The sequence below is a fragment of the Luteimonas sp. KH_071 genome (assembly GCF_057838005.1).
In genome coordinates this window covers 3,509,194-3,534,971 of record NZ_CM174458.1, presented here as the reverse complement: position 1 = coordinate 3,534,971, position 25,778 = coordinate 3,509,194, and the positions used below count along the sequence as shown (strand labels likewise).

The 25,778-nt window shown below is 68.4% G+C and carries 28 protein-coding genes; 14 read left to right on the top strand and 14 right to left on the bottom strand.

Annotated features, from left to right (window positions below; translation table 11 throughout):
- Positions 1–31: 31 nt before the first annotated feature.
- The gene (locus AC3IRM_RS16260; protein WP_489204126.1) at positions 32–613 is read left to right on the top strand and encodes a DUF1003 domain-containing protein; all 582 of its coding nucleotides are present in this window, start codon (positions 32–34) and stop codon (positions 611–613) included.
- Between the two features lie 27 nt (positions 614–640).
- Here AC3IRM_RS16260 and arsB read toward each other — a convergent pair whose 3' ends face one another.
- The 5 genes from arsB to arsH all read right to left on the bottom strand — a co-directional run bounded on the left by arsB (position 641) and on the right by arsH (position 3,906).
- Positions 641–1,708: an ACR3 family arsenite efflux transporter gene (arsB, locus tag AC3IRM_RS16255; RefSeq protein WP_489204125.1), complete on the bottom strand. Its 1,068-nt coding sequence runs from the start codon at positions 1,706–1,708 to the stop codon at positions 641–643.
- A complete protein-coding gene (locus AC3IRM_RS16250; protein ID WP_489204124.1) occupies positions 1,705–2,196 on the bottom strand; it encodes an arsenate reductase ArsC in 492 nt (163 codons plus the stop codon). Before AC3IRM_RS16250 ends, arsB begins: the two co-directional genes overlap by 4 nt.
- Positions 2,197–2,229: 33 nt before the next feature.
- Positions 2,230–2,553, bottom strand: a complete 324-nt coding sequence (locus AC3IRM_RS16245; RefSeq protein ID WP_489204123.1) for an ArsR/SmtB family transcription factor — start codon at positions 2,551–2,553, stop codon at positions 2,230–2,232.
- Positions 2,554–2,752: 199 nt separating this feature from the next.
- A complete protein-coding gene (gene arsC, locus AC3IRM_RS16240; RefSeq protein ID WP_489204122.1) occupies positions 2,753–3,151 on the bottom strand; it encodes an arsenate reductase (glutaredoxin) in 399 nt (132 codons plus the stop codon).
- Positions 3,148–3,906, bottom strand: coding sequence for an arsenical resistance protein ArsH (arsH, locus tag AC3IRM_RS16235; protein ID WP_489204121.1), 759 nt, complete (start codon positions 3,904–3,906; stop codon positions 3,148–3,150). The genes arsC and arsH overlap by 4 nt, the downstream gene beginning before the upstream one ends.
- A 211-nt stretch (positions 3,907–4,117) precedes the next feature.
- Here arsH and trxB point away from each other — a divergent pair, with 211 nt between their 5' ends.
- The 8 genes from trxB to AC3IRM_RS16195 all read left to right on the top strand — a co-directional run bounded on the left by trxB (position 4,118) and on the right by AC3IRM_RS16195 (position 10,710).
- Complete coding sequence (gene trxB / locus AC3IRM_RS16230; RefSeq protein ID WP_489204120.1) at positions 4,118–5,083, top strand: thioredoxin-disulfide reductase; 966 nt, start codon at positions 4,118–4,120, stop codon at positions 5,081–5,083.
- 47 nt (positions 5,084–5,130) lie between these two features.
- Positions 5,131–6,201 (top strand): ArsO family NAD(P)H-dependent flavin-containing monooxygenase, encoded by a 1,071-nt coding sequence (locus tag AC3IRM_RS16225; RefSeq protein ID WP_489204119.1) that lies wholly within the window; start codon positions 5,131–5,133, stop codon positions 6,199–6,201.
- A gap of 276 nt (positions 6,202–6,477) precedes the next feature.
- A complete protein-coding gene (locus AC3IRM_RS16220) occupies positions 6,478–7,275 on the top strand; it encodes an ABC transporter ATP-binding protein (RefSeq protein ID WP_489204118.1) in 798 nt (265 codons plus the stop codon).
- Positions 7,272–8,015 (top strand): MlaE family lipid ABC transporter permease subunit, encoded by a 744-nt coding sequence (locus AC3IRM_RS16215; RefSeq protein WP_489204117.1) that lies wholly within the window; start codon positions 7,272–7,274, stop codon positions 8,013–8,015. Before AC3IRM_RS16220 ends, AC3IRM_RS16215 begins: the two co-directional genes overlap by 4 nt.
- Before the next feature lie 70 nt (positions 8,016–8,085).
- Complete coding sequence (gene mlaD, locus AC3IRM_RS16210; protein ID WP_489204116.1) at positions 8,086–8,640, top strand: outer membrane lipid asymmetry maintenance protein MlaD; 555 nt, start codon at positions 8,086–8,088, stop codon at positions 8,638–8,640.
- A 5-nt stretch (positions 8,641–8,645) separates the two neighbouring features.
- Positions 8,646–9,308, top strand: a complete 663-nt coding sequence (locus AC3IRM_RS16205; RefSeq protein ID WP_489205950.1) for an MlaC/ttg2D family ABC transporter substrate-binding protein — start codon at positions 8,646–8,648, stop codon at positions 9,306–9,308.
- Positions 9,308–9,595 carry an STAS domain-containing protein gene (locus AC3IRM_RS16200; RefSeq protein ID WP_489204115.1) on the top strand — a complete coding sequence of 96 codons (288 nt, stop codon included), beginning with the start codon at positions 9,308–9,310 and terminating at the stop codon, positions 9,593–9,595. Before AC3IRM_RS16205 ends, AC3IRM_RS16200 begins: the two co-directional genes overlap by 1 nt.
- Before the next feature lie 38 nt (positions 9,596–9,633).
- Complete coding sequence (locus AC3IRM_RS16195) at positions 9,634–10,710, top strand: MlaA family lipoprotein (protein WP_489204114.1); 1,077 nt, start codon at positions 9,634–9,636, stop codon at positions 10,708–10,710.
- Between the two features lie 427 nt (positions 10,711–11,137).
- On the opposite strand, the gene AC3IRM_RS16190 is transcribed toward AC3IRM_RS16195, so the two are convergent.
- Both AC3IRM_RS16190 and AC3IRM_RS16185 read right to left on the bottom strand, forming a co-directional pair.
- On the bottom strand, positions 11,138–11,683 hold the full coding sequence (locus AC3IRM_RS16190; RefSeq protein ID WP_489204113.1) for a glutathione peroxidase: 546 nt from the start codon (positions 11,681–11,683) through the stop codon (positions 11,138–11,140).
- Positions 11,684–11,801: 118 nt separating this feature from the next.
- Positions 11,802–13,253, bottom strand: a complete 1,452-nt coding sequence (locus AC3IRM_RS16185; RefSeq protein ID WP_489204112.1) for a DNA recombination protein RmuC — start codon at positions 13,251–13,253, stop codon at positions 11,802–11,804.
- Between the two features lie 82 nt (positions 13,254–13,335).
- Here AC3IRM_RS16185 and AC3IRM_RS16180 point away from each other — a divergent pair, with 82 nt between their 5' ends.
- The 3 genes from AC3IRM_RS16180 to AC3IRM_RS16170 all read left to right on the top strand — a co-directional run bounded on the left by AC3IRM_RS16180 (position 13,336) and on the right by AC3IRM_RS16170 (position 14,059).
- The gene (locus AC3IRM_RS16180) at positions 13,336–13,581 is read left to right on the top strand and encodes a hypothetical protein (RefSeq protein ID WP_489204111.1); all 246 of its coding nucleotides are present in this window, start codon (positions 13,336–13,338) and stop codon (positions 13,579–13,581) included.
- Positions 13,582–13,607: 26 nt separating this feature from the next.
- A complete protein-coding gene (locus AC3IRM_RS16175; protein WP_489204110.1) occupies positions 13,608–13,856 on the top strand; it encodes a DUF1653 domain-containing protein in 249 nt (82 codons plus the stop codon).
- Positions 13,857–13,933: 77 nt separating this feature from the next.
- Complete coding sequence (locus tag AC3IRM_RS16170; RefSeq protein WP_489204109.1) at positions 13,934–14,059, top strand: hypothetical protein; 126 nt, start codon at positions 13,934–13,936, stop codon at positions 14,057–14,059.
- 261 nt (positions 14,060–14,320) lie between these two features.
- Here the strand turns inward: AC3IRM_RS16170 and AC3IRM_RS16165 are convergent, their stop codons facing one another.
- Both AC3IRM_RS16165 and AC3IRM_RS16160 read right to left on the bottom strand, forming a co-directional pair.
- Entirely contained in the window at positions 14,321–15,019 is a 699-nt protein-coding gene (locus AC3IRM_RS16165; protein WP_489204108.1) for a hypothetical protein, read from the bottom strand.
- A gap of 405 nt (positions 15,020–15,424) precedes the next feature.
- Positions 15,425–16,573 carry an aldo/keto reductase gene (locus AC3IRM_RS16160; RefSeq protein ID WP_489204107.1) on the bottom strand — a complete coding sequence of 383 codons (1,149 nt, stop codon included), beginning with the start codon at positions 16,571–16,573 and terminating at the stop codon, positions 15,425–15,427.
- Positions 16,574–16,775: 202 nt separating this feature from the next.
- Here AC3IRM_RS16160 and AC3IRM_RS16155 point away from each other — a divergent pair, with 202 nt between their 5' ends.
- On the top strand, positions 16,776–17,384 hold the full coding sequence (locus tag AC3IRM_RS16155) for a LysE family translocator (protein ID WP_489204106.1): 609 nt from the start codon (positions 16,776–16,778) through the stop codon (positions 17,382–17,384).
- A 218-nt stretch (positions 17,385–17,602) separates the two neighbouring features.
- On the opposite strand, the gene AC3IRM_RS16150 is transcribed toward AC3IRM_RS16155, so the two are convergent.
- From AC3IRM_RS16150 to AC3IRM_RS16130, 5 genes are all read right to left on the bottom strand, one after another.
- On the bottom strand, positions 17,603–19,576 hold the full coding sequence (locus AC3IRM_RS16150; protein ID WP_489204105.1) for an alpha/beta hydrolase family protein: 1,974 nt from the start codon (positions 19,574–19,576) through the stop codon (positions 17,603–17,605).
- Positions 19,573–20,556, bottom strand: a complete 984-nt coding sequence (locus AC3IRM_RS16145) for an alpha/beta hydrolase (RefSeq protein ID WP_489204104.1) — start codon at positions 20,554–20,556, stop codon at positions 19,573–19,575. Before AC3IRM_RS16145 ends, AC3IRM_RS16150 begins: the two co-directional genes overlap by 4 nt.
- Complete coding sequence (locus AC3IRM_RS16140) at positions 20,553–21,185, bottom strand: FMN-binding negative transcriptional regulator (protein WP_489204103.1); 633 nt, start codon at positions 21,183–21,185, stop codon at positions 20,553–20,555. The genes AC3IRM_RS16145 and AC3IRM_RS16140 overlap by 4 nt, the downstream gene beginning before the upstream one ends.
- A complete protein-coding gene (locus AC3IRM_RS16135) occupies positions 21,185–22,645 on the bottom strand; it encodes an amidase family protein (protein WP_489204102.1) in 1,461 nt (486 codons plus the stop codon). The genes AC3IRM_RS16140 and AC3IRM_RS16135 overlap by 1 nt, the downstream gene beginning before the upstream one ends.
- A 76-nt stretch (positions 22,646–22,721) precedes the next feature.
- Entirely contained in the window at positions 22,722–24,974 is a 2,253-nt protein-coding gene (locus tag AC3IRM_RS16130; protein WP_489204101.1) for a TonB-dependent receptor, read from the bottom strand.
- 305 nt (positions 24,975–25,279) lie between these two features.
- Here AC3IRM_RS16130 and AC3IRM_RS16125 point away from each other — a divergent pair, with 305 nt between their 5' ends.
- Positions 25,280–25,771 (top strand): Lrp/AsnC family transcriptional regulator, encoded by a 492-nt coding sequence (locus AC3IRM_RS16125; protein WP_489204100.1) that lies wholly within the window; start codon positions 25,280–25,282, stop codon positions 25,769–25,771.
- Positions 25,772–25,778: the final 7 nt, after the last annotated feature.

Here is a 25,778-nt window from a genome sequence, read left to right as displayed (position 1 = left end):
TCGCCGGCGATGCCGGCACCGGAGCGCGACCATGCAGCCCAAGCCACACCTCGACTATCTCGCCCGGGCCAGAAGCTGGTTCGGCGGCAACAGCGCGGAGTTTGATCCGGCCACGCGCGGAATCGTGCAGCTGGCGATCGATCGCCGGGTGACGTCCACCGATCCGGGCAAGCTGCTGGACCGGGCGACGTTCGGCGAAGCGCTCGCCGACCGGGTGGCCGCGTTCGGCGGCTCGTGGACCTTCATCGTGCTGTTTCTCGCCGCGCTCGTCGGCTGGGTGGTGCTCAACACCGGCGCGTTGGGCACCGATGCGCTCGACCCGTTTCCCTACATTTTCCTCAACCTGATGCTGTCGATGGTCGCCGCGCTGCAGGCGCCGGTGATCATGATGAGCCAGAACCGGCAGGCGTCGAAGGACCGGCAGATGGCGGGCTACGACTACGCGGTCAATCTCAAGGCGGAGCTCGAGATTATGGCGCTGCACGAGAAGATGGATGCGATGCGCAGCGACGACATCATGCGGCTGCTTGTCCAGCAGCAGACCCAGCTGGATCTGCTGACACGTCTGGTCGAACGGGCCGGTGACGCGGCGGGTCCGCCCTCGATTCCCTGAGGGCGGACCCGCCGCGCCGGCGTGCGATCAGGCGGGTGCGCCGCCGAACCAGCGGCGTTGCATCCACAGCGCGACGTGCACCAGCAGGATCAGCACCGGCACTTCGACCAGCGGCCCGATGACCGCCGCGAACGCGACCGGTGAAGCGAGACCGAACGCGGCGATGGCCACCGCGATCGCCAGCTCGAAGTTGTTGCCGGCCGCGGTGAACGCGATGGCCGTCGTGCGCGGATAGTCCTTGGCGATCAGCTTGCCCATCCAGAAGCTGATGACGAACTGGATCAGGAAATACAGCGTCAGCGGAATTGCGATGCGCACAACGTCCATCGGAATCCGCACTACGTCCGCACCCTTGAGGCTGAACATCGCGACGATGGTGAACAGCAGCGCGGCCAGCGTGATCGGGCTGATCTTCGGGAGGAAGCGCGTCTCGTACCAGGTCTCGCCCTTCGATTTCACCAGCCAGCGCCGGGTGAGGTAGCCCGCGAGGAACGGGATGCCCAGATACACCAGCACCGCCTGCGCGATGGTCCAGATGCTGACGTCGATGACGCTGCCTTCCAGCCCGAACACCGGCGGCAGCCAGCTCAGGAAGAACCAGGCGTATGCGCTGAAGAACAGGATCTGGAACACCGAGTTGAACGCGACCAGGCCGGCGACGTACTGGTTGTCGCCGCGCGCCAGCTGGTTCCACACCAGCACCATCGCGATGCAACGCGCCAGACCGATCAGGATCAGGCCGGTCATGTATTCCGGATAGTCGCGCAGGAACAGCACCGCCAGTCCGAACATCAGGAACGGCCCGATCAGCCAGTTCTGCACCAGCGACAGCGCGAGCACGCGCTTGTCGCGGAACACGTTCGGCAGTTCCGCATAGCGCACCTTGGCCAGCGGCGGATACATCATCAGGATCAGGCCGATCGCGATCGGGATATTGGTGCTGCCCCAGCTCAGCGCGTTCAATCCGTCCGGCAGGCCGTCGAACAGGGTGCCGAGCGCGATGCCCAGCGCCATCGCTGCGAAGATCCACAGCGTGAGCCAGCGGTCGAGGAAGGACAGGCGCCCCGGCGCGGGCTCAGGTGCGGGCGTGCTCATTCGACGTCGGCGATCGGTTCGAGCAGTGCCTTGACCGCGTCCTTGTCGGCCCAGACCGCGTCGCGGATGTCGAGGAACGCACGCATGCGCTTCTGGATGATCGCGTGCGCCCTGGCGAACGCGGCGCGCTTGTCGGCGTCGCTGCCGGTCACCGCGGCCGGGTCGAACAGGCCCCAGTGCACGCGGACGTAATCCCCATGGACGATCGGGCAGCTCTCGCCGGCGGCGCTGTCGCAGACGGTGACGATCAGGTCCATCGGCACCGAGGTCTCGGCCGAGAACTCGTCCCAGGACTTGCTGCGCAGGTTGTCGGTGGGAAAGCCCTCGCGCTCGAGCTGCGCGATGGCGAACGGGTTCACCTGGCCGGCGGGCTGGCTGCCGGCGCTGTAGGCCTCGTAGCGGCCCACGCCCCAGGCGCGGAGGGTGGCTTCGGCCAGCACGCTGCGGGCGGAGTTGCCGGTGCACAGGAACAGGACGCGTCGGATCATCGGTGTCGGCTCGGTGGGAAAATGACGGGGGTATCAGGAGGCGCAGGTGCCGACGGGCGCGCAGTCGCCCGCGTCGTCGGCACAGCAGTTCTCGGTGAGGTAGCCGACCAGTGCGTTCATCGCGTCGAAATCGGCGCGGTAACAGATGGCCCGGCCGCGCGGTTCGCCGGTGATCAGCCCGGCGGCCGCGAGTTCCTTGAGGTGGAATGACAGCGTGGCGCCCGGCAACGCGAGCGTCGTGGCGATATCGCCGGCCAGCCGGCCACTGCGTCCGGACTGGACCAGCAGGCGGAACACCGCCAGTCGGGTGCCATGTCCCAGTGCGGAAAGCGCTTGGGTCGCGTTCGTATGTTCCATGTTTCCAAAATACTCGAATAATCTGGGCGTCGCAATTCGCTCAGTGACTCCGCGCTATCGGGCGCCGGCGCCAACGTGACGAGATGCCGGCTTGCAGGACAGGCCGCCGCTGCACCTGCGGGATCTCGATCCCGTGCCGCGCGAAGGTGCGGCATGCCGCGGACCGGAGACGCGTCCGCGTTCCCGGTACGCCCATGCGTCACTGGCCGACGACTTCGCCGTCTTCCTTGGTGAACGCGCTGTCGATCGCGGGCAGGATCTCCAGCACGACCTCCGAAGGTCGGCACAGACGGACGCCCATTTCCGTCTCCACGAAAGGACGGTTGATCAGGATGGGGTGCGCGAGCATGGCATCCAGCAAGGCCGCGTCGTCCAGGGCGAGGTCATCCAGCCCGAGCTCGAGATAAGGCGTGCCCTTCTGCCTGATCGCGTCGCGAACGGTCAGTCCGGCGGCTGTGATCAGTGCGGCAAGACGGGTCCGGTCCGGCGGATCTGTCCGGTAGTCGATGATCTGCGGTTCGATCCCGGCGTGGCGGATCAGTGCCAGCGTGTTGCGCGAGGTGCCGCATTCCGGGTTGTGATAGATGACGGCGTTCATGCGCTTTCCTCTTCGCTCAGGTCTGTTTCCACGACGCCGGCGGCCGCGGCGAGTGCCGCCGCCTCGACGGCGCCCTTGCGCTCGCTGTAGCGATCCACGAGGTAGTCGCTGCGTCCACGCACCAGCAGCGTGAACTTGACGAGCTCTTCCATGACGTCGACGACGCGGTCGTAGTAGGGCGAGGGTCGCATCCGTCCGGCGTCATCGAACTCCTGCCAGGCCTTCGCGACCGAAGACTGGTTCGGAATGGTGACCATGCGCATCCAGCGTCCCAGGACGCGCAGGGCGTTGACCACATTGAAGGACTGCGACCCACCACAGACCTGCATGACGGCCAGGGTGCGGCCCTGGGTGGGACGTACGCTGCCGTCTTCGAGCGGCAGCCAGTCGATCTGGTTCTTGAACACCGCCGTCAGCGTGCCGTGGCGTTCCGGGCTCACCCAGACATGACCCTCCGACCAGAGCGAGGCCTGTCGAAGTTCCTGGACCTTGGGATGCGTGGCCGGGACGGAATCGAGCATCGGGAGTGCGTGCGGGTCGAACAGCCGAGTGTCCGCGCCGAGCTGTTCCAGCAGTCTCTGTGCCTCGAGCGCCAGCTTGCGACTGAACGACTGGGGCCTGAGCGAACCGTAGAGAATCAGGATCCGCGGACGATGGGTCAGGGTCGGACATTCCTTCAGCTTCTCGGCCGTCGGCATGTCCAGAGCGCCCGGGATTACGTTGGGTAGGTCCTGCACGTCGCTTGTCCCGCTCATTTGATTCCATTATTCTAGAATTATGGAATATAAGATGCAATGCCTCTTCGAGCGGCGTGTCGGTCCTTGTCTGGAAACGTAATGCGGCGCAGGCCGGCCCGGGATCGACACCCAGGCGCCTCCGAATCTTCTGCGCGCATCCCGCCGGGGCGTGTCGCGTTGCGCCGGTAAATGCGCCTCTCCCTCCCCCGATGCCAGGAATCATGCAGCCATGACCAGCCGACATATCCCGCTCCTGATCCTCGGATCCGGCCCCGCCGGCTGGACCGCGGCCGTCTACGCCGCCCGTGCCAACCTCAAGCCGGTGGTCATCACCGGCATGCAGATGGGCGGCCAGCTGATGACCACCACCGAGGTCGACAACTGGCCGGGCGATGCACACGGGCTGATGGGTCCGGACCTGATGGCGCGCATGCAGGCCCACGCCGAGCGTTTCGATACCGAGACCATTTTCGACCACATCCACACCGCGGATCTGTCGCAGCGGCCGTTCCGCCTCAAGGGCGACAGCGGCGCGTACACCGCCGACGCGATCATCATCGCCACCGGTGCGACCGCGAAGTACCTCGGCCTGCCGTCGGAAGAGGCGTTCAAGGGCCGCGGCGTGTCGGCCTGCGCGACCTGCGACGGATTCTTCTACAAGGACCAGGACGTGGCCGTGGTCGGCGGCGGCAATACCGCGGTCGAGGAAGCGCTGTACCTGTCGAACATCGCCAGGACCGTCTATCTGGTCCATCGCCGCGACACGCTGCGCGCCGAGAAGATCATGCAGGACAAGCTCAACGCGAAGATCCAGGCCGGCAAGGTCGTGCCGGTGTGGCATCACACCGTCGACGAGGTGCTCGGCAACGATGCAGGCGTGACCGGCCTGCGGCTGAAGTCGGTGCAGGACGACAGCACCCGCGAGATCGCGGTGCACGGTTTCTTCGTCGCGATCGGCCACACGCCGAACACCACCCTGTTCGAAGGTCAGCTGGCGATGCACAACGGCTACCTCGAGATCCGCTCGGGCATCGACGGCAACGCGACCTCGACCAATGTGCCGGGCGTGTTCGCCGCCGGCGACGTGACCGACCAGCATTACCGGCAGGCGATCACGTCCGCCGGCTTCGGCTGCATGGCCGCGCTCGACGCCGAACGCTATCTGGATGCCCTGGCAACCCGCGTCGAAGACTGACCGGAACAACGCACGCGCATCCCGCCCGGGGTGCCTGAAGGAGATCCATGGAAAGTGTCGACGTCGTGGTGGTGGGAGGCGGTCAGGCAGGGCTGGCTGCGGGGTATTTCCTGCGCCGCGCCGGTCTCTCCTACGTGATTCTCGATGCCGAACCCTCGCCCGGCGGCGCCTGGCGGCATGCGTGGGAATCCCTGCACCTCTTCTCGCCCGCGGAGTGGAGTTCGATTCCAGGCTGGCCGATGCCGCCGGCTCATGGCCCCTATCCCGACCGGGCGGAGGTCATCGATTACCTCACGCGCTACGAGCAAAAATACACGCTGCCCGTCACCAGACCGGTCTTCGTGGACCGCATCGATCGTTCTGACGAGGGCCTGATCGTCTCGTCGACGGACGGTCGGCGCTGGCGGGGCAGGGCAGTGATCAGCGCGACCGGGACGTGGCGGCGCCCCTATGTGCCGCCGTATGACGGACTGCCGGCGTTTGCGGGCCAGCAGATGCACTCGGGCGAGTACACGGACGCTGCGGCATTCGCCGGCAAGCGGGCCGCGATCATCGGCGGCGGCAATTCGGGCGCACAGATTCTGGCCGAGGTGTCCGAAGTCGCAGAGACGATCTGGATCACCGAGCGAGAACCGGAATTCCTGCCCGACGCGGTGGACGGACGCGTGCTGTTCCAGCGCGCGACCGAGAAATGGAAGGCCCAGCAGGAAGGGCGCGCGCCCGACATCCCGGCCGGCGGCTTCGGCGATATCGTCATGGTGGCGCCGGTGAAGGACGCACGTGCGCGTGGCGTGCTGACGGCGCGAAGGCCTCCCGTCTGCTTCACACCCGAGGGTATGCGATGGGAGGACGGCGTCGAACAGCCGATCGATGCGGTGATCTGGTGCACGGGCTTCCGGCCCGCGCTGTCGCACTTGCGAGCGCTCGGTGTGATCAACGACCAGGGGCTGGTGGCGGTCGATGAGTCAAGGGTGCGTTCGATCGCGGAACCTTCGGTGTGGCTGCTCGGATACGGCGACTGGAACGGTGCCGCCTCCGCCACCCTGGTGGGCGTGACGCGTTATGCACGCGAGGCGGTGAATCAGGCGAGCGCCTTCCTGGGGGCGACAGACGGCTGAGTCCCCGTGCTCGGCGCACGGTCATCGCAGAGACGGGCCGATCGGCCAGGTCGAAATGGCCCGCGCCGATCCACCTGCATCGCACCGATCGCGTTGCCCGTTGGTCGGCGCACTTGCGCCTGTCTGCGTTCGTGACCGGGACACTCCACCCCGCTCCCGGGACAATTTCTGTACTCGCCAGTACACCGGCTGGGTTAAGATTCAGTTTGTCCCCGCCATCCTCTGCGGCTTCGCGCGCTTGCGGCGCGGACATCCCGACACGATCCCCCGAGCCGAATGCCCGACGCCAACGCCCCTGCCGTGCTGCTGCGCGATGTCCGCCTCGACCGTGGCGGACGCACCGTGCTGTCGGGCATCGATCTGTCGGTGCCCCGTGGCAGCGTGACCGCGGTGCTGGGCCCGTCGGGCAGCGGCAAGTCGACGCTGCTCTCCGCGCTGACCGGTGAGCTGGTGCCGGTTGCGGGCACGGTCGAAGTCTTCGGCCAGCCCGTGCCCACCCGCATGCGCGAGCTGCTGGAGCTGCGCAAGGGCATCGGCGTGCTGCTGCAGGGCAACGGCCTGCTGACCGACCTGACCGCAGGCGAGAACATCGCGCTGCCGCTGCGTCTGCACACGAAGTTGCCGAAGCCGGTGATCGCGCGTCTGGTGGCAATGAAGCTGCAGGCCGTGGGTCTGCGCACGGCGGTCGATCTCTATCCACGCGAACTGTCGGGCGGCATGGCGCGCCGCGTCGCGCTGGCCCGCGCGCTGGCGCTGGACCCGCCGCTGATGATCTACGACGAGCCGCTGACCGGGCTGGACCCGATCGCCTCGGGCGTGATCATGAGTCTGATCGCGCGGCTCAATGCCTCGCTCGGCCTGACCAGCATCATCGTCACCCACCACGTCCACGAGACGCTGCCCATCGCCGACCACGCCATCGTGATCGCCAACGGCCGCATCGTCTTCCAGGGCACGCCGGCCGAACTGGAGGCCAGCACCGATCCGCTGGTGCGCCAGTTCCTGCACGGCGAGCCGGACGGCCCCATCGCATTCGACCGCGGCGATCTCGCCCGCACGGAGGCCGCACGATGACCGCTGCGATCCGCTCGCTCGGCCGCGCCGGGCTGTTCTCGCTGTCGGTGCTGCGTGCATCGAAGCCGACCGCCGATTTCTTCTCCGAGCTGGTTCGCGAGATCTACAAGATCGGCGGCCGGTCGCTGCCGATCATCGCCGTCGGCGGCGCCTTCGTCGGCCTGTCGCTCACCCTTCTGGGCTATCGCGCGCTGGAGACCTACGGCGCCAGCAACCAGGTCAGCGTGCTGATCGGCCTGGGCCTGTACCGCGAACTCGCGCCGGTGCTGACCGCGCTGCTGTTCGTCGGCCGCGCCGGCAGTTCGATCGCCGCCGAACTCGGCCTGATGCGCGCCACCGACCAGATCACCGCGCTCGGCCTGATGGCGATCGATCCGGTGGCCAAGGTCGTCGCGCCGCGCTTCTGGGCCGCGGTGATCTGCGTGCCGCTGCTGACCGCGCTGTTCTGCAGCCTCGCGCTGTCGGCCAGCTGGTTCCAGGCGGTACAGGTGCTGGGCATCGACAACGGCATGTTCTGGCAGTCGATGCAGGACGCAGTCGATTTCCGCAGCGACTTCCTGACCGCGTTCATGAAGTCCGCGGTGTTCGGCGGCACGGCCGCGCTGGTCGCCTCGTATGTCGGTTTCCACGCCGAGCCGACGATCGAGGGCACCTCGGTCGCGACGACGCGCGCGGTGGTCAACGCCTCGCTGCTCGTGCTGATGTTCAATTTCGTGATGTCCGCCTTCCTGTTCCGCTGATGTCGGCGGCCTGAACGCTGATTCCTTCTTTCACTGCCGCGTCCGGCGGTCCGCTGCAAAGGTGACACCCATGACAAGCACCCGTGGTCCCCGTCTCGAATTCGCCGTCGGTGCATTCCTGCTGCTCGCGCTCGCGTCGCTGCTGGTACTTGCGATCGCCTCGACCAATGGCCAGTTCGGTTTCAGCCGCGGCGGCACGTACGAGCTCAACGCGCGCTTCAGCAATCTCGGCCAGCTGCGTCCCAACGCGCCGGTCAAGGTCGGTGGCGTGACGATCGGCCGGGTGACCGGCATCGATCTGGATCCGGTGCGTTTCGACTCGATCGTGAAGATGCAGATCGAGGACCGTTTCAACGAAATTCCGGCCGACACCTCGGCGGCGATCCTGACCGGCGGTCTGCTCGGCGAGAGCTACCTCGGCCTGTCGATCGGCGGCGATATCGAAGTGCTGCAGCCGGGCGAGGAAATCGCGTTCACCTCGCCGGCGGTGGATCTGATGCAGATGGTCGGCAAGTACATGTTCGGTGGCGGCGGCGAAGGTGCCGACGCCGCCTCGCCAGCCGCGCCCGAAGCCGGCACCGCGTCGCCCGACGCATCCCCCAGTGACGAAGGAGTTCTTCCATGATCCGCATGCCCCTGATCCGTCGCGCCCTGCCGCTCGCCCTCGCCGCCGCACTGGTGCTGCCCGCCGCCGCGTTCGCGCAGGCGCGCCCGGCTGCCGCGCCCGCCGCCAGCACCGCGCAGGCCGGTTCGCCCAGCCAGCTGGTGCTGGGCAACACCGAGCGCGTGCTCAGGACGCTGGAATCGCGCCGCGCTGAATTCACCCGTGACCGCGGCGCGCTGCAGACCTTCATCGACAGCGAATTCAACACCATGTTCGACCGCGATTACGCGGCGCGGCAGGTGCTGGGTCGCCATGGTCGTGGCGCGTCGGATGCCGACGTCAAGCTGTTCGGCGACGCGCTGGCCGAAAACCTGATGCGCAAGTACGGCTCGTCGCTGCTGGACTTCAACACCCAGCTGCGCGTGCGCATCAAGTCCGAAGCCCCGCTGCCGCGTGGCCTGGGCGTGCGCGTGTCGAGCGAACTGCTGCGCAGCGGCGGCGAGCCGATCCCGGTCGACTACCTGATGCGCCAGAGCGGCGGCACCTGGAAGGTGTTCGACGTGATGGTGGAAGGCGTGTCGTTCGTGCGCACCTTCCGCGAGCAGTTCGACACCCCGCTGCAGCGCAAGTCGATTCCGGAAGTCGCGCGCGAGCTGCGCAGCGGCCAGATCCAGGCGACTGCCGAGTGATGGGCGCGGCCGCGGCCTCGGTCCGACGCGACGGCAATGCGCTGGCGTTCGCCGGTGATGTCGTCGCCGCGTCGGTCCCGTCGCTGTGGCTACTGGCGCAGGCCGGTCGCGCGGGCGCCGCGCGGCTGGACCTGTCCGCCGTCACCACGCTCGACAGCGCAGGTCTCGCCTTGCTGGCCGAACTTGCCGGCGACGGCGCACTGGCGGTCGACGGCACGCCCCCGGGTCTGGCCGAACTCTGCCGCGCCTATCGTTTGACGCCGACATTGGCTTACGTGTCCGCGTGACGCTTCCATCCAATCCGGCCCTCCTCGGGATTCCCACGATGTCGAGCCTCGCCCCGTTCCGTTTCCTGTTGCCGCTGGTTGCATCCCTCGCGCTCGCCGCCTGTGCCGGCACTGGCACACCTCGAGACGGCGTGCCTCCGCCCGTGGCCGATACCGCCGCTGCGCCTGCGATCGACACGGTGCCGACCGTCGAGGCTGCTGACGCAGCCGACGTGCCGACCGCACCCGATACGGGTGAAGTCATCGAAGTCCTGGACGATGCCGCGCGCGTCGCGGGCGATGCCGCGCCTGCCAACGGCACGCCGACCGACGCCGAACTCGACTATGCCGCGCTGTATGGCGAGCCGGTCTACGACCCGATCTACGATCCGACGCTGCCCGAGGCCGCGCAGATGCCGCGCAGCTACGATCCCTGGGAGCCGCTCAACCGCAAGGTGTTCGCGTTCAACAGTGCGATCGACCGCGGCTTCGCCAAGCCGCTGGCGCAGGTCTACGCGAAGGTCGTCCCGCGCCCGGTGCGCCTGGGCGTGACCAATTTCTTCAGCAACCTCGGCCAGCCGGTCAGCGCGCTCAACGCGTTGCTACAGGGCCGTCCCAAGGCCGCGGGACAGTCGCTGGGCCGCTTCGTCGTCAACAGCACGCTGGGCATCGGCGGCATCTTCGACCCGGCGACGGATGCGGAAATTCCAAACCAGAGCGCCGACTTCGGCCAGACGATGGGCGTCTGGGGCTGGCGCGATTCGCGGTATCTCGAACTGCCGCTGTTCGGTCCGCGCACGTTGCGCGACGGGTTCGGCCTGGTCGGTGACGCACCGTTGTCGCCGCTGCGCCAGGTCGGCGACGATCCGTGGCGCTACGGCCTGCAGGGCCTGCAGCTGGTCGACCTGCGCACGCGCCTGTTCGCCGTCGACAGCATGCGCGAGGGCGCGACCGACGAATACGCACTGATCCGCGACGCATGGATGCAGCGCCGCGCCTACCAGATCGAGTCGGTGCGCCGCACCGACCGCGACGACGATGAAGCCGGCCTGCCGGACTATCTCTACGACGACGACGCGATGCCGACCGTGCCGGTCGACGTGATGCCGATCATTCCGCTGTCGCCGTCGAATTGATGATTTGGGTGCGCTGAAGTCTTGAGAGCAAAAGCCCCGCGAACGCGGGGCTTTTGCTTGTAGCCCTCCGTTTTTCACGGGGGAGGGTTGGGAGGGGACGAAGCACCAGCTGTCGGGAAACCCGGTGACACGCGGATGCATCACGCGTTTGGACACTTCCGCCGAACCGAGCGTATACACGCACTGCTGCGAAAAGCGGCCCTCACCCCAACCCCTCTCCCAGAGGGAGAGGGGCTCGTTTCATGCACGGCCAAGCGATCCTGAGCCCATCTCCCCCCGAGAGGGGCGAGTGTCATGCACGCTCATGCGCTTCTAAGCCCCTCTCCCCTCGGGAGAGGGGTTGGGGTGAGGGAGCTTCAAGCATGAAATCCGACGCAGACCAGAGCCCCGAGGCATATAAAAACACCGCAGACAGCGTCCGCAGCAATCAATTCCCCGCCAGCGCCGCCTCTACCGCCGCGCGCACGCGCGGATCATCCGCCGTCACGTCGGGCGCGAACCTGCCCACCACGTGCCCGTGGCGGTCGATCAGGAACTTTTCGAAATTCCACAACACGCCCGGCGCCGGATTCGGTGGCGCAAAGGCGCGCAGTTTCTCGCGCATCGGGCCTTCGCCGGTCGTTTCCGGCTGCGCACTCGTCAGTGCCGTGTAGAGCGGATGGATCGCCTCGCCGGTGACCGCGATCTTCGAGAACAGCGGAAAGCTGACGTCGTAGCTCAGGCTGCAGAACTGCTGGATCTCGTCATCGCTGCCCGGTTCCTGGCCGGCGAAGTCGTTGGCCGGAAAGCCCAGCACTTCCAGGCCGGCATCGCGCTTCTCCCGGTACAGCGCTTCGAGGCCTGCGTACTGCGGCGTCAGTCCGCACTTGGACGCGACATTGACCACCAGCAGCACCTTGCCGGCATAGGCGGCGAGGGTGGTGGTGTCGCCGTCGATGGTCTTGAGCGGGATGTCGGTCAGCGGTGCGGTCATGGCGGTGTGCTCACGAGTCGGAGGAGCACCGATCTTAGCGCCGCACCCAGGTGTCGATGGCGCCCTTCGGACGGATCGAGCGCGGCGAACCGCATTGCATGTGCAGGCCTTGGCGGCGCTATGTCTCCTGCGTGCCCTCGTCGTCCTCGTCGCCCGCCACGTCGTCCAGCGCTTCGCCCAGCAGCGCCTGCGCGTCGGGGCCCGGCAGCGATTCCACGCCGCGCAGGCGCCGCTCGATCGTGCGGGTCTTGCGGCTGGCTTCGCCGAGGCTCTTGCCGACGGTGGTGATCTGCTTCTCGGCCTTTTCGAGGATGCCGGCGAACTTGCCGAACTCGCTCTTCACCGCGCCCAGCACCTGCCAGACTTCGCTGGAGCGCTTCTCGATCGCCAGCGTGCGGAAGCCCATCTGCAGGCTGTTGAGCAACGCGGTGAACGTGGTCGGTCCGGCCAGCACCACGCGATGTTCGCGCTGCAGCAGATCGACCAGTCCGGCGCGGCGGATCACTTCGGCGTACAGGCCTTCGGTCGGCAGGAACATCACCGCGAAATCGGTGGTGTGCGGCGGGCACACGTACTTATCGCTGATCGATTTCGCCTGCACGCGGATCGCGCGTTCCAGCTGCGCGGTCGAAGTCTTGATCGCATCCATGTCGCCGTTCTCCTGCGCATCGATCAGACGCTCGTAATCCTCGCGCGGGAACTTGGCATCGACCGGCAGCCACACCACGGTGTCGTCGCCGCGCCCGGGCAGACGGATCGCGAAATCCACGGCCTCCGCGCTGTCGGGCTTCACCCGCACGCTGCGCGCGTACTGCTCCATGGTGAGCGTCTGCTCGAGGATGTTCTCCAGCTGCACTTCGCCCCAGCCGCCGCGGTCCTTGACGTTGGTCAGCACCCGCTTGAGATCGCCCACGCCGGTCGCCAGCTGCTGCATCTCGCCTAGGCCGCGCTGCACCTGTTCCAGGCGCTCGGACACGATCTTGAACGAGGCATCCAGGCGCGTGTTGAGCGTCGTCTGCAATTTTTCGTCGACGGTCGCGCGCATCTGGTCGAGCTTGCTGGCGTTGTCGGCCTGCAGGCGCTGCAGCTGCTGCTCCAGCGTCGTGCGCATCTCGCCGATGCGCTGTTCGTTGCGCTGGGTGAGTTCGTTGAGGCGTGCACCGAGTGCGTCGGCAAAGCGCTGCTGCTGCTCCGCGCCTTCGGTGCGCGTCTTGCGCGCGTCCTCGGTCAACGCCGCGCGCAGTACGCCGAGGCGTTCGTCGGTGGTGCGGGTGAACGCGTCGAGTCGCGCGTCGGTGCGCGTGGTGAATTCGTCCAGACGCTGGTCGGTGCGTGCGGCGACGGCCTGCAGCTGCGCGCCGAAGGCGTCGATGCGCTGTGCCTGCGAGGCAGCCGATGCATCGAGTTGCTGGCGCAGTTCGCCGCGGCCATCGCGCTGCTCCTCGCGCAGCACGCGCTCCAGTGCGTCGCTGCCCTGGCCGGGCCGGCGCAGCAGCAGGACGACGAGGATGCCGGTCGCAATGGCGACGAGCAGGAGGATCAGGGCGAGCAGGACGAGCGTGGGATTCATCCGGTGATTCTAGCGGGCGCCGTCTCAGCGGCTGCGCCTGCATGCGAAACTCGCAGGCCGGACGGAACACGAGGCGACGACGATGCAGCGCAGCCGGTCGATCGACGAAGCGAAGCGGCGGTTCACCCGGCCGGTGGTGATGGTCGGCCGCTGCCTGTTGCTGATCGGCGCGAGCGTGCTGGTCGCGATCCATCTGTTCGCCACCGACGGCGAGGCGCGCGATCTCGGCCGCATCGTCGGCGGCGCCGTGGTGGTGGTCGGTCTGCTCGTCTACGGCTTCGGCCTGCTGGTTTCGACGAACAATCGCGCGCCCCGCGCACGCCGCTGATCCTCACCCTCTCACCGGAGACGCCGATGTCCGATCTGCCTGCTTTGCCCGCACTCGCGCCGGGCCGCTACCGCCACTACAAGGGGCGCGATTACGACGTCATCGGCGTGGCGCGGCACAGCGAGACGCTGGAACCGGTGGTGGTGTACCGGCCGCTGTACGGCGAAAGCGCGCTGTGGGTGCGGCCGCATGCGATGTTCGTCGGAACCGTCGATGTCGATGGCATCGAGGTGCCGCGCTTCGCGCCGGTCGACCTCTCCACGGAGCGCACCTGAGCAGGCCATGCCGTCGGTCGCATTCCGCGAGGTCGCGGTGACCGTCTACGACGTCGACGCGGCGCTTCGATCGCGACGTGGTTGCACTCGAATTCCTGTTCCGCGCCGGCCCGGGGCTCGCGTTCCTCGATGCGGGCGGTGTGCGCCTGATGCTCAGCGCGCCGCAGGGTGGTGGCGAGGCCGGGCGCAACCCGGTGCTGTAGTCGGCAAGGGCGACATCGTCGCGGCGTCCGACGCATGCGTGACCCGCGGTGCGACTGCAGAACGCCCACTCGTACTCGCCGCACAGAGGCCTGACCACGCGCTGTGGATCGGGTTTCTGCGCGATCCCGACGGCAACCTCGTCGGGTTGACGGAAGAAGTGCGCGGGGATGCGCGAAGACGCGCGCGGAGTGCCCGCCGATGGGTTGCGCTGAGCGATCCTGACCTGCCAGCGCGCCGTGCGCGCTGGCAGGAAGTCGATGTCAGAAGTCCCAGCGCGCCGACAGGGTGACCGGCACGGAGAACCGGCTGCCGGTGTCGTTGATCGACGCCAGGCCGAGACCACCGATCGCGCTGTCGTCGTCCTTGAGATCGGCGATGTAGCGCACGCCGCTGGCCAGGGTGACGCTGAAGCGCTCGCTGACCGGCATGATCACGCCCACATCCAGGCCGCCGGTGGCGATCCATCCCGAGTCGTAGAACGGGGCATCGGCGATGGTGATGCCCGCATCCGGGATCGAGAACGTCGCGCGGATCTCGTCGACGCGGGCGGCGCCGGCGCGCGCGCCGACGAACGGGCGTGCGTAGCCGGGCGTGCCGAAGTAGTAGCGGTAGCCGAGCTCGGCCGACACCGCCTTGTAGTCGCTGAAGGTGCCGAAGACCGGGAGCTCGGTGGCCAGCGCCGGCACGAAGGCCCCGCCCACCTGCACGGTCCCGTCGTCGGCCTCGGTCCGGCGTACCTGTCCGAACAGCTCGGAGCGGTCGTCGAACGCGTAGGCGAATTCCACGCCCACCGTTTGGGCCAGGTCGTAGATGCGGTCGTGCTCGCGCGCGCCGATGCGAAGTTCGGCATTCACGCCGGCCAGTGCCGGATTCAGGGGGCCGAGGTCCGGCACGGCGGCGATCGCGCCGTCATGGACCTCGCCGTTGACCGGCATGTCCACGCCGCCGACCAGCGACATCGAAAAGCGTCCGGCTTCAGGGCCGGCAGCGTGCGCCGTGGTTGCCATGAGAGCCGCGAGAGGTGCAGTGAGCCAGATGCGCATGGGAATCTCCGGAACAGGAAAGGGGATGGCCACACGCCACTCGACATGTGGTTGCCGATTCCTACGCCGCAGTGAGCCGTTCGGATTCCCTGGTGATGCCGTGGCACCGGTCCGGCGTACGCCGATCGCGCGGGCCGCAATCCGAACACCCGATCGTGGTATGCGTCAGGTCCCCATTCACGACATCGGCGGAGACCTCACACGTCAGCGGCCGACGGCCCGCGCATACCTTCCGGCTGCCGCCCGGAGCGAGAGGCTGGAATCCCCGGCTCCGGGCAGTGTGCGCGATGCGCGGGCGCCGTCCGCATCGCGCGTCTGGAATCAGCCCGCGGTCGGCACCGGCGCGTTCGCTGTGATGATCTGCGCGTCGCGCAGATCCGACCACACCGCTGCCGGAATCGCGACCGACATCGATTCGATATTCGCGGCCACCTGTTCGGCATTACGCGAGCCCGGCACGATCGCCGACACCACTTCGGGTGCATTGGCGAACTGCAACGCAACGGTGCGCAGATCGACGCCATGCGCGCGCACGATCTCTTCAGCCTTCGCGCGCTTCTCTTGCGCGTCCGGCGGCACTGGCTGGGAGCCGTAGAGATACCGGTCGCGACCGGCGAGGAAGCCGGCCAGCAGCGGCGAGCCGACGATCACCGAGATACCGCGCGTGGCGAGGTTGGGGAAGGTGTGTTCGAGGGCCTGCGCGTGGTCGAGCAGCGAGTACTGGCAGGCGAGCAGGAAGATGTCGGGATCACTGACCTCGATCGCGCGCATCGCCGGGTCCGGGGTGTTGACGCCCATGCCCCAGGCCTTGATCAGGCCTTCCTCGCGCATCTTCGTCAGTTCCGGAAACGCACCGGTGCGCGCCTGCTCGAAGTATTCGAGCCAGCGCTCGCCCATGTCGCCGTTATCGGGCGACAGATCGTGCACCAGCACGATGTCGAGCGAATCGATACCGAGGCGCTGCAGGCTGTCCTCGACCGAACGGCGCGTGCCCGCGGCGCTGTAGTCGTAGCGGTAGGCGAACGGCGGCGGATCCTTCCAGCTGACCTGCGGCGTTTCCCTGGTGGCGGTCAGCAGGCGACCGACCTTGCTCGAGATGACGTACTCCTCGCGTGGCTTCTGTCCCAGCACGTGGCCGAAGCGACGCTCTGAGCGGCCGAGGCCGTACCAGGGCGAGGTATCGAACAGGCGCATGCCGCCCTCCCACGCCGCTTCCAGCGTGGCCTGTGCGTCGTCTTCGGTGACCACTGCCCAGTTGTTGCCGAGTGGCGCACCGCCGAGACCGACGCGCGCGGTGGGGCGGTATTTGCGGCCGCCCGCGGGATTGGTCGGCAACGGGCTGGGCGCGCGACGGCCCTGCGTCGGCAGGACGTCACCGGGCGTGGTCTGCGCATGGGCGATGAGCGGCGCGGCGGCGAGGCTGGCGGCGCCGAGCGCGGCGGCGGACAGGAAAGTGCGACGTGAATGCATGGGGATCTCCGGCGGCAGGGATTGCGACCATCGCCTCCCGGCCGTGTGGCCGCCCTGCGTCGATGCCCGCGACTGCACACGATGCCAGTCGCGCCGACGAGAGGCCGTGAACCGCCACCGCGTTCGCCCGGCGCAGCCCAGGAACCGCGCATCGCCTGCGTATCATTCGTGCTCGATCGGCGGCGGTGACGACATGGGCTGGATGGGCATTTCCGATCTGCCGACCTTCGTGGTCGCGGTGCTCGTATTCCTCGCGATTCCGGGACCCGGCACGTTCGCGCTGCTGACTGCCACCGCGCGGGGCGGCGTGCGCGGCGGCTACGCGGCGTTCTTCGGCCTGGCGCTCGGCGACCAGGTGCTGCTGTGGCTGGCCGCGGGCGGCGTGGCCGCGCTGCTCGCCGCCAACCCGATGCTGTTCCGTGGCGTGCAATGGATCGGCGCGGCGTATCTCGTATGGATCGGCGTGCAGCTGCTGCGCAGTCGCGGCGACGGCGCGGGCGTGGTGTCGCTGGGCAACCGCCACTGGTTCCGCCAGGGCGTGCTGATCACGCTGCTCAACCCGAAGGCCGTGCTGTTCTACATGGCGTTCTTTCCGCTGTTCATCGATCCCGCGCAGCACCGCGGTTTCGCGACCTTCGCGACGATGTCGGCGCTGATCTGTCTGCTGGGACTGTTGTACTGCTCGCTGCTGATCCTCGCCGGCCATGCGCTGCGTGCGCAGGTGGCACGCGATCCGCGCATCGCGACGTGGCTGCGGCGGAGCGCCGGTGCGTGCCTGGTCGGGTTCGGGGTGCGGCTCGCGTTCAATTGAGCGGTGCGCTTTGCGTCGCGGCATCGATTCGCGATGCGGGTTCGCGCGCGAGCGCGCTCCTGTAGACGCCGGGCGACCACGCAAAAAGCGCCCTCTGTAAAAGCGCGCTCGCGCGCGAATGCACCGGGCGCCGGCGCAGCCTCACCTGCATGCGCATGCGCATGCGCGTTCGCGGCAGACGTGATGTAGCCAAGCACCCGCCCGCGTCGCCGGACGCCTCAACGCAATTCCCGATCGAGCCAGTCGACGACGCGCTGCTGCAGATCGATCTCGTGCGCCTGCTCGTGGAACCAGTGCGGGCCGCGCGGATACGTCACCAGCTCGACCGGCGTGCCGTTGAAGCGCAGCGCGCGATGGAACATCTGCGCCTGCGACAGCGGCACACGCGCATCGGCCTCGCCGTGCAGCAGCAGCACGGGCACCCGCACGTCGGCTGCGAGATGCACCGGCGACTGCGCGTCGTAGATCTTGCGTTCGCGCAGCGGATCGCCAAAGTAGCCGGGCAGATAATCTGGCACGTCGTTGGTCAGCGCGGCACTGGCGAGATCGAGCACGCCGGCGCCGACGATCGCGGTGCGGAAGCGGTCGCTGCGCGCGACCGCCCAAGCGGACAGATAGCCGCCGTAACTCCAGCCGCCGATCGCGATGCGCGTCGGGTCGATGACACCTTCGGCTTCCAGCACGTCGATGCCGTCGAGCACGTCCTGCAGCGGGCCGTCGCCCCAGTCGCCGCGGGCGAGTTCGGCGAAGGCGGTGCCGTGGCCTTCGGAGCCGCGCGGATTCGGCAGCAGTACGGCGTAGCCGCGCGTGGCGAGCAACTGCGCCCACTCGTGCCACGAGCCCTGCCAGCCCGACCACCACGCCCACGCCGGGCCGCCGTGGAGTTGCACCAGCGTCGGCAGCGGTGTCGCGCCGTCCCAGTCAGGCGGCGTGACCAGCAGGCCGCTGATCGCGCGTCCATCGCGCGACGACGCCCATTCGAGTTCGCGCACGCGGCCGAGCGCCCAGTCCGCGACCTGCGGATGGTGATCGCTGCGCTGCGCGAGTCGCGTGCCGTCCCAGATCCAGACATTGCCCGGGCTGTCGTCGCGCAGGCCGAGGTAGACGATGCGTCCACCGGCAGACGCGGTGAAGCTGCGATACGGAATCTGTGGCTGCGCGAGTTCGGTGGCCGCGCCGCTCGACGCATCGAGCCGCAGCAGCGCGCCCCGCATGCCGCGCTGGCCTTGGCCGAGCAGCGTGGCGTCGGTCTGCCAGCGCGCGAGCCACAGCGTGCCGGGCCAGGACTCACCGAGTGCGACCTGTTTGCCGCGCGCGATGTCGTGGACGATCGGCGTCGCGACCATGCCGTGCGCCCCGAGCCGCCCGTAAAGCAGGCGTGTGCCGTCCGGCGACCACTGCAGCGGATGCGCGGACGCGTGCGGCTCCAGCACGTCGCCGATGCGGCCGCTGTCGACGTCCAGCAGCACCACCGCCGAGTCGTACCAGAAATCGTTGAGCGTGGTGCCCGATGAGCGACGCAGTGCGAGCGTGCGGGCGTCGGGCGACCAGGCGAGATCGTGGACCTGCATCCCGGTCGGCGTCAGCACGCGCGCCGCGCCGGTGGAGAGGTCCTGCACCCAGACGCGTGAGAACCGCGTGGGCTGTTCGACGACGACGGCATCGTCCTTGGCCGCGAGCCGCGCCGCGTCTGCGTGCGAAGGCGCATCGGTCGCCAGCCAGGCGATGCGGCGGCCGTCGGCGGACTGATCGAAGGTGGCGACATCGGTCGCGGCGCGGGTCAGCAGGGTGGCCGTATCGCCGCCGGCAGGGACGCGCCAGACCTGGCTCGCGCCGGTTGTCTTTCCGCCCGGCACCGGCCGGTCCGACAGGAACAGCAGCTGCGTGCCGTCGCGCGACCAGCGTGGCTGCCGGTCGCTGGCCTCGGCGGGCAGGGGAATCGCACGCGGCGCAGCCTCGCCGTCGAACGCCACGCGCCACAGCTGCGTGCGGGGCGGTTTGCCGTCCGCGCGCGGCGTGCCGACGGTATAGGCGATCTGGCGGCCATCGGGACTGATCTGCGGGTCGTCGACCGCGAGCAACGCGGCGATGTCCTGCGGCGTCGGCACATGCGTCCGCGTGGCAGGCGCCTGCGCGGAGGCGAGCGGCGCCAGTGACAGCAGGGCGCACGACAGCAGCAGGGGTCGGATCATGCGGAAGCGTCCTGCGTCACGGCGAGATGGGTACGCAGCCAGCCTGCACCGTGGGAAAGCGCGTCGCGGGCGATGTCCGAGATCGACATCGCCTCGATGAAACTGTGCGGCGTGCGGGGATAAGCGAGGGCATCGACCTGGACACCGGCCGCGCGTAGCCGGGTTGTCATCGTCGCGTTCTGTTCGGCGAGCACATCGCGTTCGCCCCACAGCAGCAACGTCGGCGGCAGTTCGTGCAGCGCGGCGTGCGCAGGCACGGCGTAGCCATCGCGGCAAGCGTCGGCGTCGGGTCCGAGATACGCGGTCCAGTAGGCGGCCATCTCGTCGGCGCTGAGCATGTCGTCGGCGGTGCCGAGCGTGCGCACCGAGTCCGCGTCGAGAGCGGTATCGAAGGCGCCGTAGAGCAGCAGCAGCGCTTCGATGCTGTCATGCGCGCCGACATCGCGCAGGCGCAAGGCGGTCGCGAGCGCGAGATTCGCCCCGGCAGAGTCGCCGCCCAGCGAAAGGCGTGTCGCGTCGATGCCGAAGGTGTCGGGCTGTTCGCGCAGCGCCCGGATCGCGGCGATGCACTGCTCCAGCGCAACCGGATACGGATGTTCGGGCGCCAGCGCATAGTCCACGCCGATGACGACGACACCGGCGCGTTCGGCGAGTTCGCGCATCAGCCGGTCATGGGTGTCGACGCTGAAGAGACACCAGCCGCCGCCGTGCAGGTACACCAGTGCCGGCGCCTGTGTGCTCACACCCTGCGGGCGGTGTACGCGCACGTCGAAACCGTTAGCGCCGTGCGCGATCCGGTGCGTCGTGGTGTCAGCCATCACCGGTCCGCCCGCCCGCCACGGGGTGCGTACGATCTCCGCGATCGCGCGCTGTTGCGGCCAGTCGAGATTGCGGCCACCGGCGAGTCGCGCGCCTTCGCTGCAGACCGTGTGCACGAACTCGCGCAGCGCCGGATCCAATGCGTCGAGACTCGCGCTCATGCAGGGCGGTCCGCGTCGAAATCGCGCATCCAGTCGGCGAGCGCGTGTTCGCCGCCGCTGACCAGACCCGCGACCAGTTGCGCGAAATCGTGCGGCGCTTCGTCCTGGCCAAGCTTGAACGTGGCGCGGGTCTCGATGATCCGTCCCCGCAATGCGGTGACGCCCTGCGCGAGCCGCGCGTAGCGCTCGCCCATTTCCGGCAGCGCCCATGCGTTCGGCCGGCCGGCTTCCATCGACGTGACCAGTGCGTCGAGTTCGTCGGCGATGTCGGCCTCGGCCTCGCTGCAGTCGACGTGCAACGTGAACGCGGCGGCGGCGTAGTTCCAGCTTGGCGCCTGGGTGCGATCGTCGAGCCAGCTCGGCGACACGTAGGCATGCGGCCCGATCACCAGCGCATAGGCAACCGGATCACGACGCAGACGCGCGACATGCGGATTGCGGCGCGCGACATGTCCGCGCAGCGCGACCAGACGGCCTTCGGCATTGATCTCGGCGCGCAGCGGCAGCGGCGTGAACGCGGCATCGTCGCCGCCGGCGGAGACCAGCCATGCGAACGGTTGTGCCTGCAGCAGGCGCAGCACGTCGCCGTCGTGGCGGGGGGCGTATCGGGAATCGCGGGCGTGGCCCATCAGCGTGTGTCCTGTGTGGCGGCCACCGAGACCGGCGGCCAACGGTCGCACCAGGGCGCGGCCGATTCCAGTTCGAAAGCGAGTGCGAGCAGTGTGGCTTCGTGTCCGCGATCGGCGGCGAACTGCAGGCCGATCGGCAGGCCGTCGCGGCTATGCGCGAGCGGCAGCGAGATCGCCGGTGTGCCGGCCAGATTCTGCAGCGGCGTGTACGAGATCCATTCGAACATCGCAGGCATCAGCGCATCGAAGTCGCGATCCGGGGCGAGTGTGCCGAGCGTCGGCGGTGGCGTGCGCAGCGTCGGACACAGCAGCACGTCGTGGCGCGCGTGGAAGTTGGCGAACGCCGCAGGCAGGGCCGCAACCGTCGCCCAGGCCTGTTCGAGTTCGGGCACGCCGCAATGTGTCTCGTGCCAACGCGCGAGGCCGCGCGTCCACGGTTCGAGCGCACGTTCGGCGAACGCCGCGCCACCCTGCGCGACTGCGAGTTCCACCGCGTCCGCACCGAGCCGCGACCACAGGGTGTACAGCGCCGCCCACACCGCTTCGCCGGGCAGCGGCCAGGCGACCGGCTCGACATGGTGGCCGAGCGACTCGCATAGACGCGCCGCGGCATCGAGCGCGTCCGCGACCTCGGGATCCGGTGCAAGCCCCGGCAGCGCATCGACGACCAGACCGATCCGCAGACGGCGCGCATCCGGCCCGGTCACCGCCGCGGGCGTATCGGGATGCGCGGCGGCGAAGGCCCACGCGGTGTCGCGCACGCTGCGCGACATCAGGCTGTCGGCGACGATCAGGTCTTCGATCGCATGACGTCCGCGCACCGGCACGCAGGCCCCGCGACCGGGCTTGAGGCCGACGACGCCGCAGGCCGATGCGGGAATCCGGATCGACCCCGCACCATCGCTGCCATGCGCCAGCGGCACGATGCCGGCCGCGAGCGCCGCGCCGGCGCCGCCGCTGGAACCGCCGGGCGAATGCGTCAGCGACCACGGATTGGCGGTGACCGGGCCGAGCAGGGGTTCGGTCGAGCCCATCAGGCCGAACTCGGGCATCGCACTCTTGCCGATCGCAACGAGACCGGCCGCCTCGAAACGCCGGACGAAAAGCGAAGCCTCGTCCGCAGTCGCCAGCGTGCCGGTGCGGCTGCGCGAACCGCCGCGCGTCGGCATGCCGGGCACGCGCAGCGAATCCTTCGGCAGCCACGGCACGCCGGCCAGCGGCGTGGCGGTGTCGAAACCGGCGGCGTCGAGTGCGCGGGCGTGCCGGCGCGCCGCATCGAACGCGGTGTGGCTCAGCGCGCCGAGCACAGGATCGAAATGGCGCGCGCGGAGAATCGCCGCGTCGGTCAGATCCAACGCGCTGACGTCGCCGCGTGCGTGCAGCGCGGCCTGGGCATGGGCGTCCAGCCGGCCGAGCGCGAGCGCATCGGTGAGGCCGGCGGGGGAATCGAACAACGTCATGGGAACAGGGATCTCCGGCCGCAGAGGCGGTCGTGGTCGGGCAGCCGGCACGAGCCGGCGTATCGATCGCGCATCGTCAGTAACGCCAGTGCACGGTCACACCGACCGTGCGCGGCCGCACGATGCCCTGGCCGATGCCGTTGACCTCGGACACGCTGCGGGTAATGCCGCGGGTGTCGCCGAGATTGCTGCCGAACAGGGTCAGGTCGGTGGTGCCGAATGTCATGCGGTAGCGCAGGTCGACGGTGTTGTAGTTGCCCTGCTCGTTGCGCACCGCGCCGGGTACGGCGGAGTTGAGATCGCTGATGCCGCTGCCGATGTACTGGTGGGCCAATGTCAGCGTCGGCGCGAAGCGCGTGTCGAAGCGGTAGCTGAGCACGTTGCTGACTGTCCAGTCGGCCGAGCCCGGCAACTGCGAACCGGCCGGCGCGATGCCGGCGAACAGGATGTCGAGATCCTCGTCGAGGCGTGCCTGCTGCCAGGTCGCGGCCAGCGTCCAGTCGAAGCTCTCGACCGGACGCCATGTCGTCGCCAGTTCGATGCCGCGGCTGTAGGCCTTGCCGCCGTTGCTGGCGTAGTTGAAGAAGTCCGGCGTCTGCAGGCGCAGCTGGATGTCGCTCCAGTCGACGTAGAACAGCGTCGCGTCGACCAGCCAGCGGCCGTCGGCCCAGCTGGTGCGGGTGCCGAGTTCGTAGTTGATCAGGCTGTCGCTGGTGGAGCCGGCGGGAATCGGAAACGCGCTGAGCCCGGGCGTGTTGGGCTCGCCGAAGCGGAAGCCTTCCGAGACCAGCGCGTAGAGCATCAGGTCGGCCGACGGCGTCCAGGTCAGCGAGGCCTTGGGATTGAAGCCGTCCTCGTCGGTGCGCGAGCGGGTGACGATGGGGTCGCCGGGATAGGTCGAGAAGCCGACCTGGGTGGACTGTGCATCGACACTCGTGCGGAAGAAGCGGCCGCCGACCGTGGCCTTCCACTGCTCGTTGAAGTGGAAGGTGCCTTCGCCGAACACCGCGAGTTCGGAACCGTCGAGATGGCTGTAGAACGCGTTGAACGTGGAACCGTCGGGTGCGATCACCGCGCCGCTGCCCGGGCCGAAGAGCGACGAGCGATCGAACGCACCTGCAGCGCCGGCCGCGCCGATGGTCTCGTAGAGATCCTTGTCGGTCTGGAACACCATGCCGCCGATCAGCCATTCCAGGCGCTGGTCGCCCGGCGAGGCCAGGCGTAGTTCCAGGCTGCGGCCGGTGCTTTCGCCGCCCGAGGCGATGAACAGTGGCGTGTCGAGATCGAGGTCGAGATCGGCGTTGTACGCGCCGCGGATCGGGGTGAAATCGAACTGCCAGTCCTGCTGCTTGTGCTGCTGCGAGAGCAGCGCGGTCAGCTTGGCGAAACCCAGATCCTGATCGAGACGCAGGCTGTGCACGGCGACTTTCGTGTCGGTGAATTCGGGAATCGCGGTGTCGCGCTCGAACTCACCCAGCCCGGCGATGCGATAGCCGTTGTCGTCGGCGTCGGTGTCCTGCCAGAGGCTCAGCCAGCTCAGCGTCGTCGCTTCCGACGGCGTCAGCGTCACCGACAGGCGGCCACCTGCGGTGCGGCTGTCGTTGCTGCCTTCGCGGCCCAGGCCGATGTTGTCCAGATAGCCGGGATCGTCGCGGTACTGCCCGACCACGCGCACGGCGAGGATGTCCTCGGCGATCGGCAGGTTGACCATCGCCTTGCCGCCGAAACCGATATCGGCGTTGCGGGTCTGGCTGGCGGTGGCCTCCACGGCTGCGTCGAATCGGGTTGGGTCGGCGACGTTCGCCACGTAATTGATCGCGCCGCCCATCGACGCCGAACCGAACAGCGTGCCCTGCGGGCCGCGCAGCACTTCGACGCGGTTGATGTCGAAGGCGTCGATGTCGGGAATGACGATGCTGAAACCCGGCTCGGTCAGCGGCACTTCGTTGAGGAAGTAGCCGGTCGTCGTCTGCCCCTGCACGTTGCCCGAGCTGGTCGCGATGCCGCGCATGACCACGTGCGAGACGCCCGGCTGGTAACTGTTGAACACCACGCCCGGCGTGCGCTGGATGTAGTCGGCGAGCGACTGCGCGCCGAGATCCTCGAGCTGCTGGCCGGTCACTGCCGAGACCGACCCCGCGATCTCGCGCACCGATTCGTTGCGCTTGCCGGCGGTGACGACAATCGTGTCGAGATCCGTGGTCGAAGTGGGCGAGGCCGACGCGCCGGGCGTGACGTCCTGTGCCAGCGCCGGCGCGGCGATCAGCGGCGTGCACAGGCAGACGAGGCGGATGGCTTGGGCAAGTCGTGCGGTGGTGAGCGGTTGCATGGAGATCCCCGGGTGGCGGTGGCTGTATGCGGACCAGACCGATGCGGTATCGGGGCCTCCTTTCCCGGACCGCAACGCTGACGATCGAGTAATAGAAGACGGGCGCCACCGCGTCCAGCAGAATCCACGGGGCGGGATTTCGTGATAACCAATTGATAATTAATTAAAACTGCAGATCAGACACCGCACATGTCACGGAATCCCGCGTCAAATTACGCAGGATCTGCGCCGTCGCCCCGGAAATTCGATACGTTGTACGCCGGCCGCCACTCGCGGCCGTCACCTGATCCGCCGTGGAGCGCGCCATGTCCCTCCGTTCGCCCGACCGCACCGACCTGAAGATCCTCGATGTGCTGCAGCAGGATGCACGTATCACCAACCACGCGCTGGCTCAGCGGGTCGCGCTGTCGCCCAGCGCCTGCCTCGCCCGGGTGCGCGCGCTGGAGCAGCGCGGCCTGATCCGCAGCTACCGCGCGCACGTCGCCGTCGACCGGATCCGCTCGGCGACCATCGTCATGGCCCAGATCAGTTTCCAGAAGCACGCACTGGAGGAGTTCACCGCATTCGACCGCTGCATCCTGGCGATGCCGGAGATCGTCGAAGCCAGCCGCGTGTCCGGCGCCTACGACTACATGCTGCGGGTGATCGTGCACGACGTGCATCACTGGAAGGACATCGCCCGCTCGCTGCTCAGCGGCGACTACGGCGTGGAGAAGATCGTCTCCCACTTCCTGATGGACGAGGTCAAATCCTTCGCCGGCTATCCGCTGACCGACGAGGAGCCGGCGCGAAGCTGAGCACGGA

Bases quoted from the DNA above. Each gene is read 5' to 3' on its own strand.
- AC3IRM_RS16260 (WP_489204126.1), top strand. From the start codon at position 32: ATGCAGCCCAAGCCACACCTCGACTATCTCGCCCGGGCCAGAAGCTGG.
- arsB (WP_489204125.1), bottom strand. From the start codon at position 1,708: ATGAGCACGCCCGCACCTGAGCCCGCGCCGGGGCGCCTGTCCTTCCTC.
- AC3IRM_RS16250 (WP_489204124.1), bottom strand. From the start codon at position 2,196: ATGATCCGACGCGTCCTGTTCCTGTGCACCGGCAACTCCGCCCGCAGC.
- AC3IRM_RS16245 (WP_489204123.1), bottom strand. From the start codon at position 2,553: ATGGAACATACGAACGCGACCCAAGCGCTTTCCGCACTGGGACATGGC.
- arsC (WP_489204122.1), bottom strand. From the start codon at position 3,151: ATGAACGCCGTCATCTATCACAACCCGGAATGCGGCACCTCGCGCAAC.
- arsH (WP_489204121.1), bottom strand. From the start codon at position 3,906: ATGAGCGGGACAAGCGACGTGCAGGACCTACCCAACGTAATCCCGGGC.
- trxB (WP_489204120.1), top strand. From the start codon at position 4,118: ATGACCAGCCGACATATCCCGCTCCTGATCCTCGGATCCGGCCCCGCC.
- AC3IRM_RS16225 (WP_489204119.1), top strand. From the start codon at position 5,131: ATGGAAAGTGTCGACGTCGTGGTGGTGGGAGGCGGTCAGGCAGGGCTG.
- AC3IRM_RS16220 (WP_489204118.1), top strand. From the start codon at position 6,478: ATGCCCGACGCCAACGCCCCTGCCGTGCTGCTGCGCGATGTCCGCCTC.
- AC3IRM_RS16215 (WP_489204117.1), top strand. From the start codon at position 7,272: ATGACCGCTGCGATCCGCTCGCTCGGCCGCGCCGGGCTGTTCTCGCTG.
- mlaD (WP_489204116.1), top strand. From the start codon at position 8,086: ATGACAAGCACCCGTGGTCCCCGTCTCGAATTCGCCGTCGGTGCATTC.
- AC3IRM_RS16205 (WP_489205950.1), top strand. From the start codon at position 8,646: ATGCCCCTGATCCGTCGCGCCCTGCCGCTCGCCCTCGCCGCCGCACTG.
- AC3IRM_RS16200 (WP_489204115.1), top strand. From the start codon at position 9,308: ATGGGCGCGGCCGCGGCCTCGGTCCGACGCGACGGCAATGCGCTGGCG.
- AC3IRM_RS16195 (WP_489204114.1), top strand. From the start codon at position 9,634: ATGTCGAGCCTCGCCCCGTTCCGTTTCCTGTTGCCGCTGGTTGCATCC.
- AC3IRM_RS16190 (WP_489204113.1), bottom strand. From the start codon at position 11,683: ATGACCGCACCGCTGACCGACATCCCGCTCAAGACCATCGACGGCGAC.
- AC3IRM_RS16185 (WP_489204112.1), bottom strand. From the start codon at position 13,253: ATGAATCCCACGCTCGTCCTGCTCGCCCTGATCCTCCTGCTCGTCGCC.
- AC3IRM_RS16180 (WP_489204111.1), top strand. From the start codon at position 13,336: ATGCAGCGCAGCCGGTCGATCGACGAAGCGAAGCGGCGGTTCACCCGG.
- AC3IRM_RS16175 (WP_489204110.1), top strand. From the start codon at position 13,608: ATGTCCGATCTGCCTGCTTTGCCCGCACTCGCGCCGGGCCGCTACCGC.
- AC3IRM_RS16165 (WP_489204108.1), bottom strand. From the start codon at position 15,019: ATGTCGCTGGTCGGCGGCGTGGACATGCCGGTCAACGGCGAGGTCCAT.
- AC3IRM_RS16160 (WP_489204107.1), bottom strand. From the start codon at position 16,573: ATGCATTCACGTCGCACTTTCCTGTCCGCCGCCGCGCTCGGCGCCGCC.
- AC3IRM_RS16155 (WP_489204106.1), top strand. From the start codon at position 16,776: ATGGGCATTTCCGATCTGCCGACCTTCGTGGTCGCGGTGCTCGTATTC.
- AC3IRM_RS16150 (WP_489204105.1), bottom strand. From the start codon at position 19,576: ATGATCCGACCCCTGCTGCTGTCGTGCGCCCTGCTGTCACTGGCGCCG.
- AC3IRM_RS16145 (WP_489204104.1), bottom strand. From the start codon at position 20,556: ATGAGCGCGAGTCTCGACGCATTGGATCCGGCGCTGCGCGAGTTCGTG.
- AC3IRM_RS16140 (WP_489204103.1), bottom strand. From the start codon at position 21,185: ATGGGCCACGCCCGCGATTCCCGATACGCCCCCCGCCACGACGGCGAC.
- AC3IRM_RS16135 (WP_489204102.1), bottom strand. From the start codon at position 22,645: ATGACGTTGTTCGATTCCCCCGCCGGCCTCACCGATGCGCTCGCGCTC.
- AC3IRM_RS16130 (WP_489204101.1), bottom strand. From the start codon at position 24,974: ATGCAACCGCTCACCACCGCACGACTTGCCCAAGCCATCCGCCTCGTC.
- AC3IRM_RS16125 (WP_489204100.1), top strand. From the start codon at position 25,280: ATGTCCCTCCGTTCGCCCGACCGCACCGACCTGAAGATCCTCGATGTG.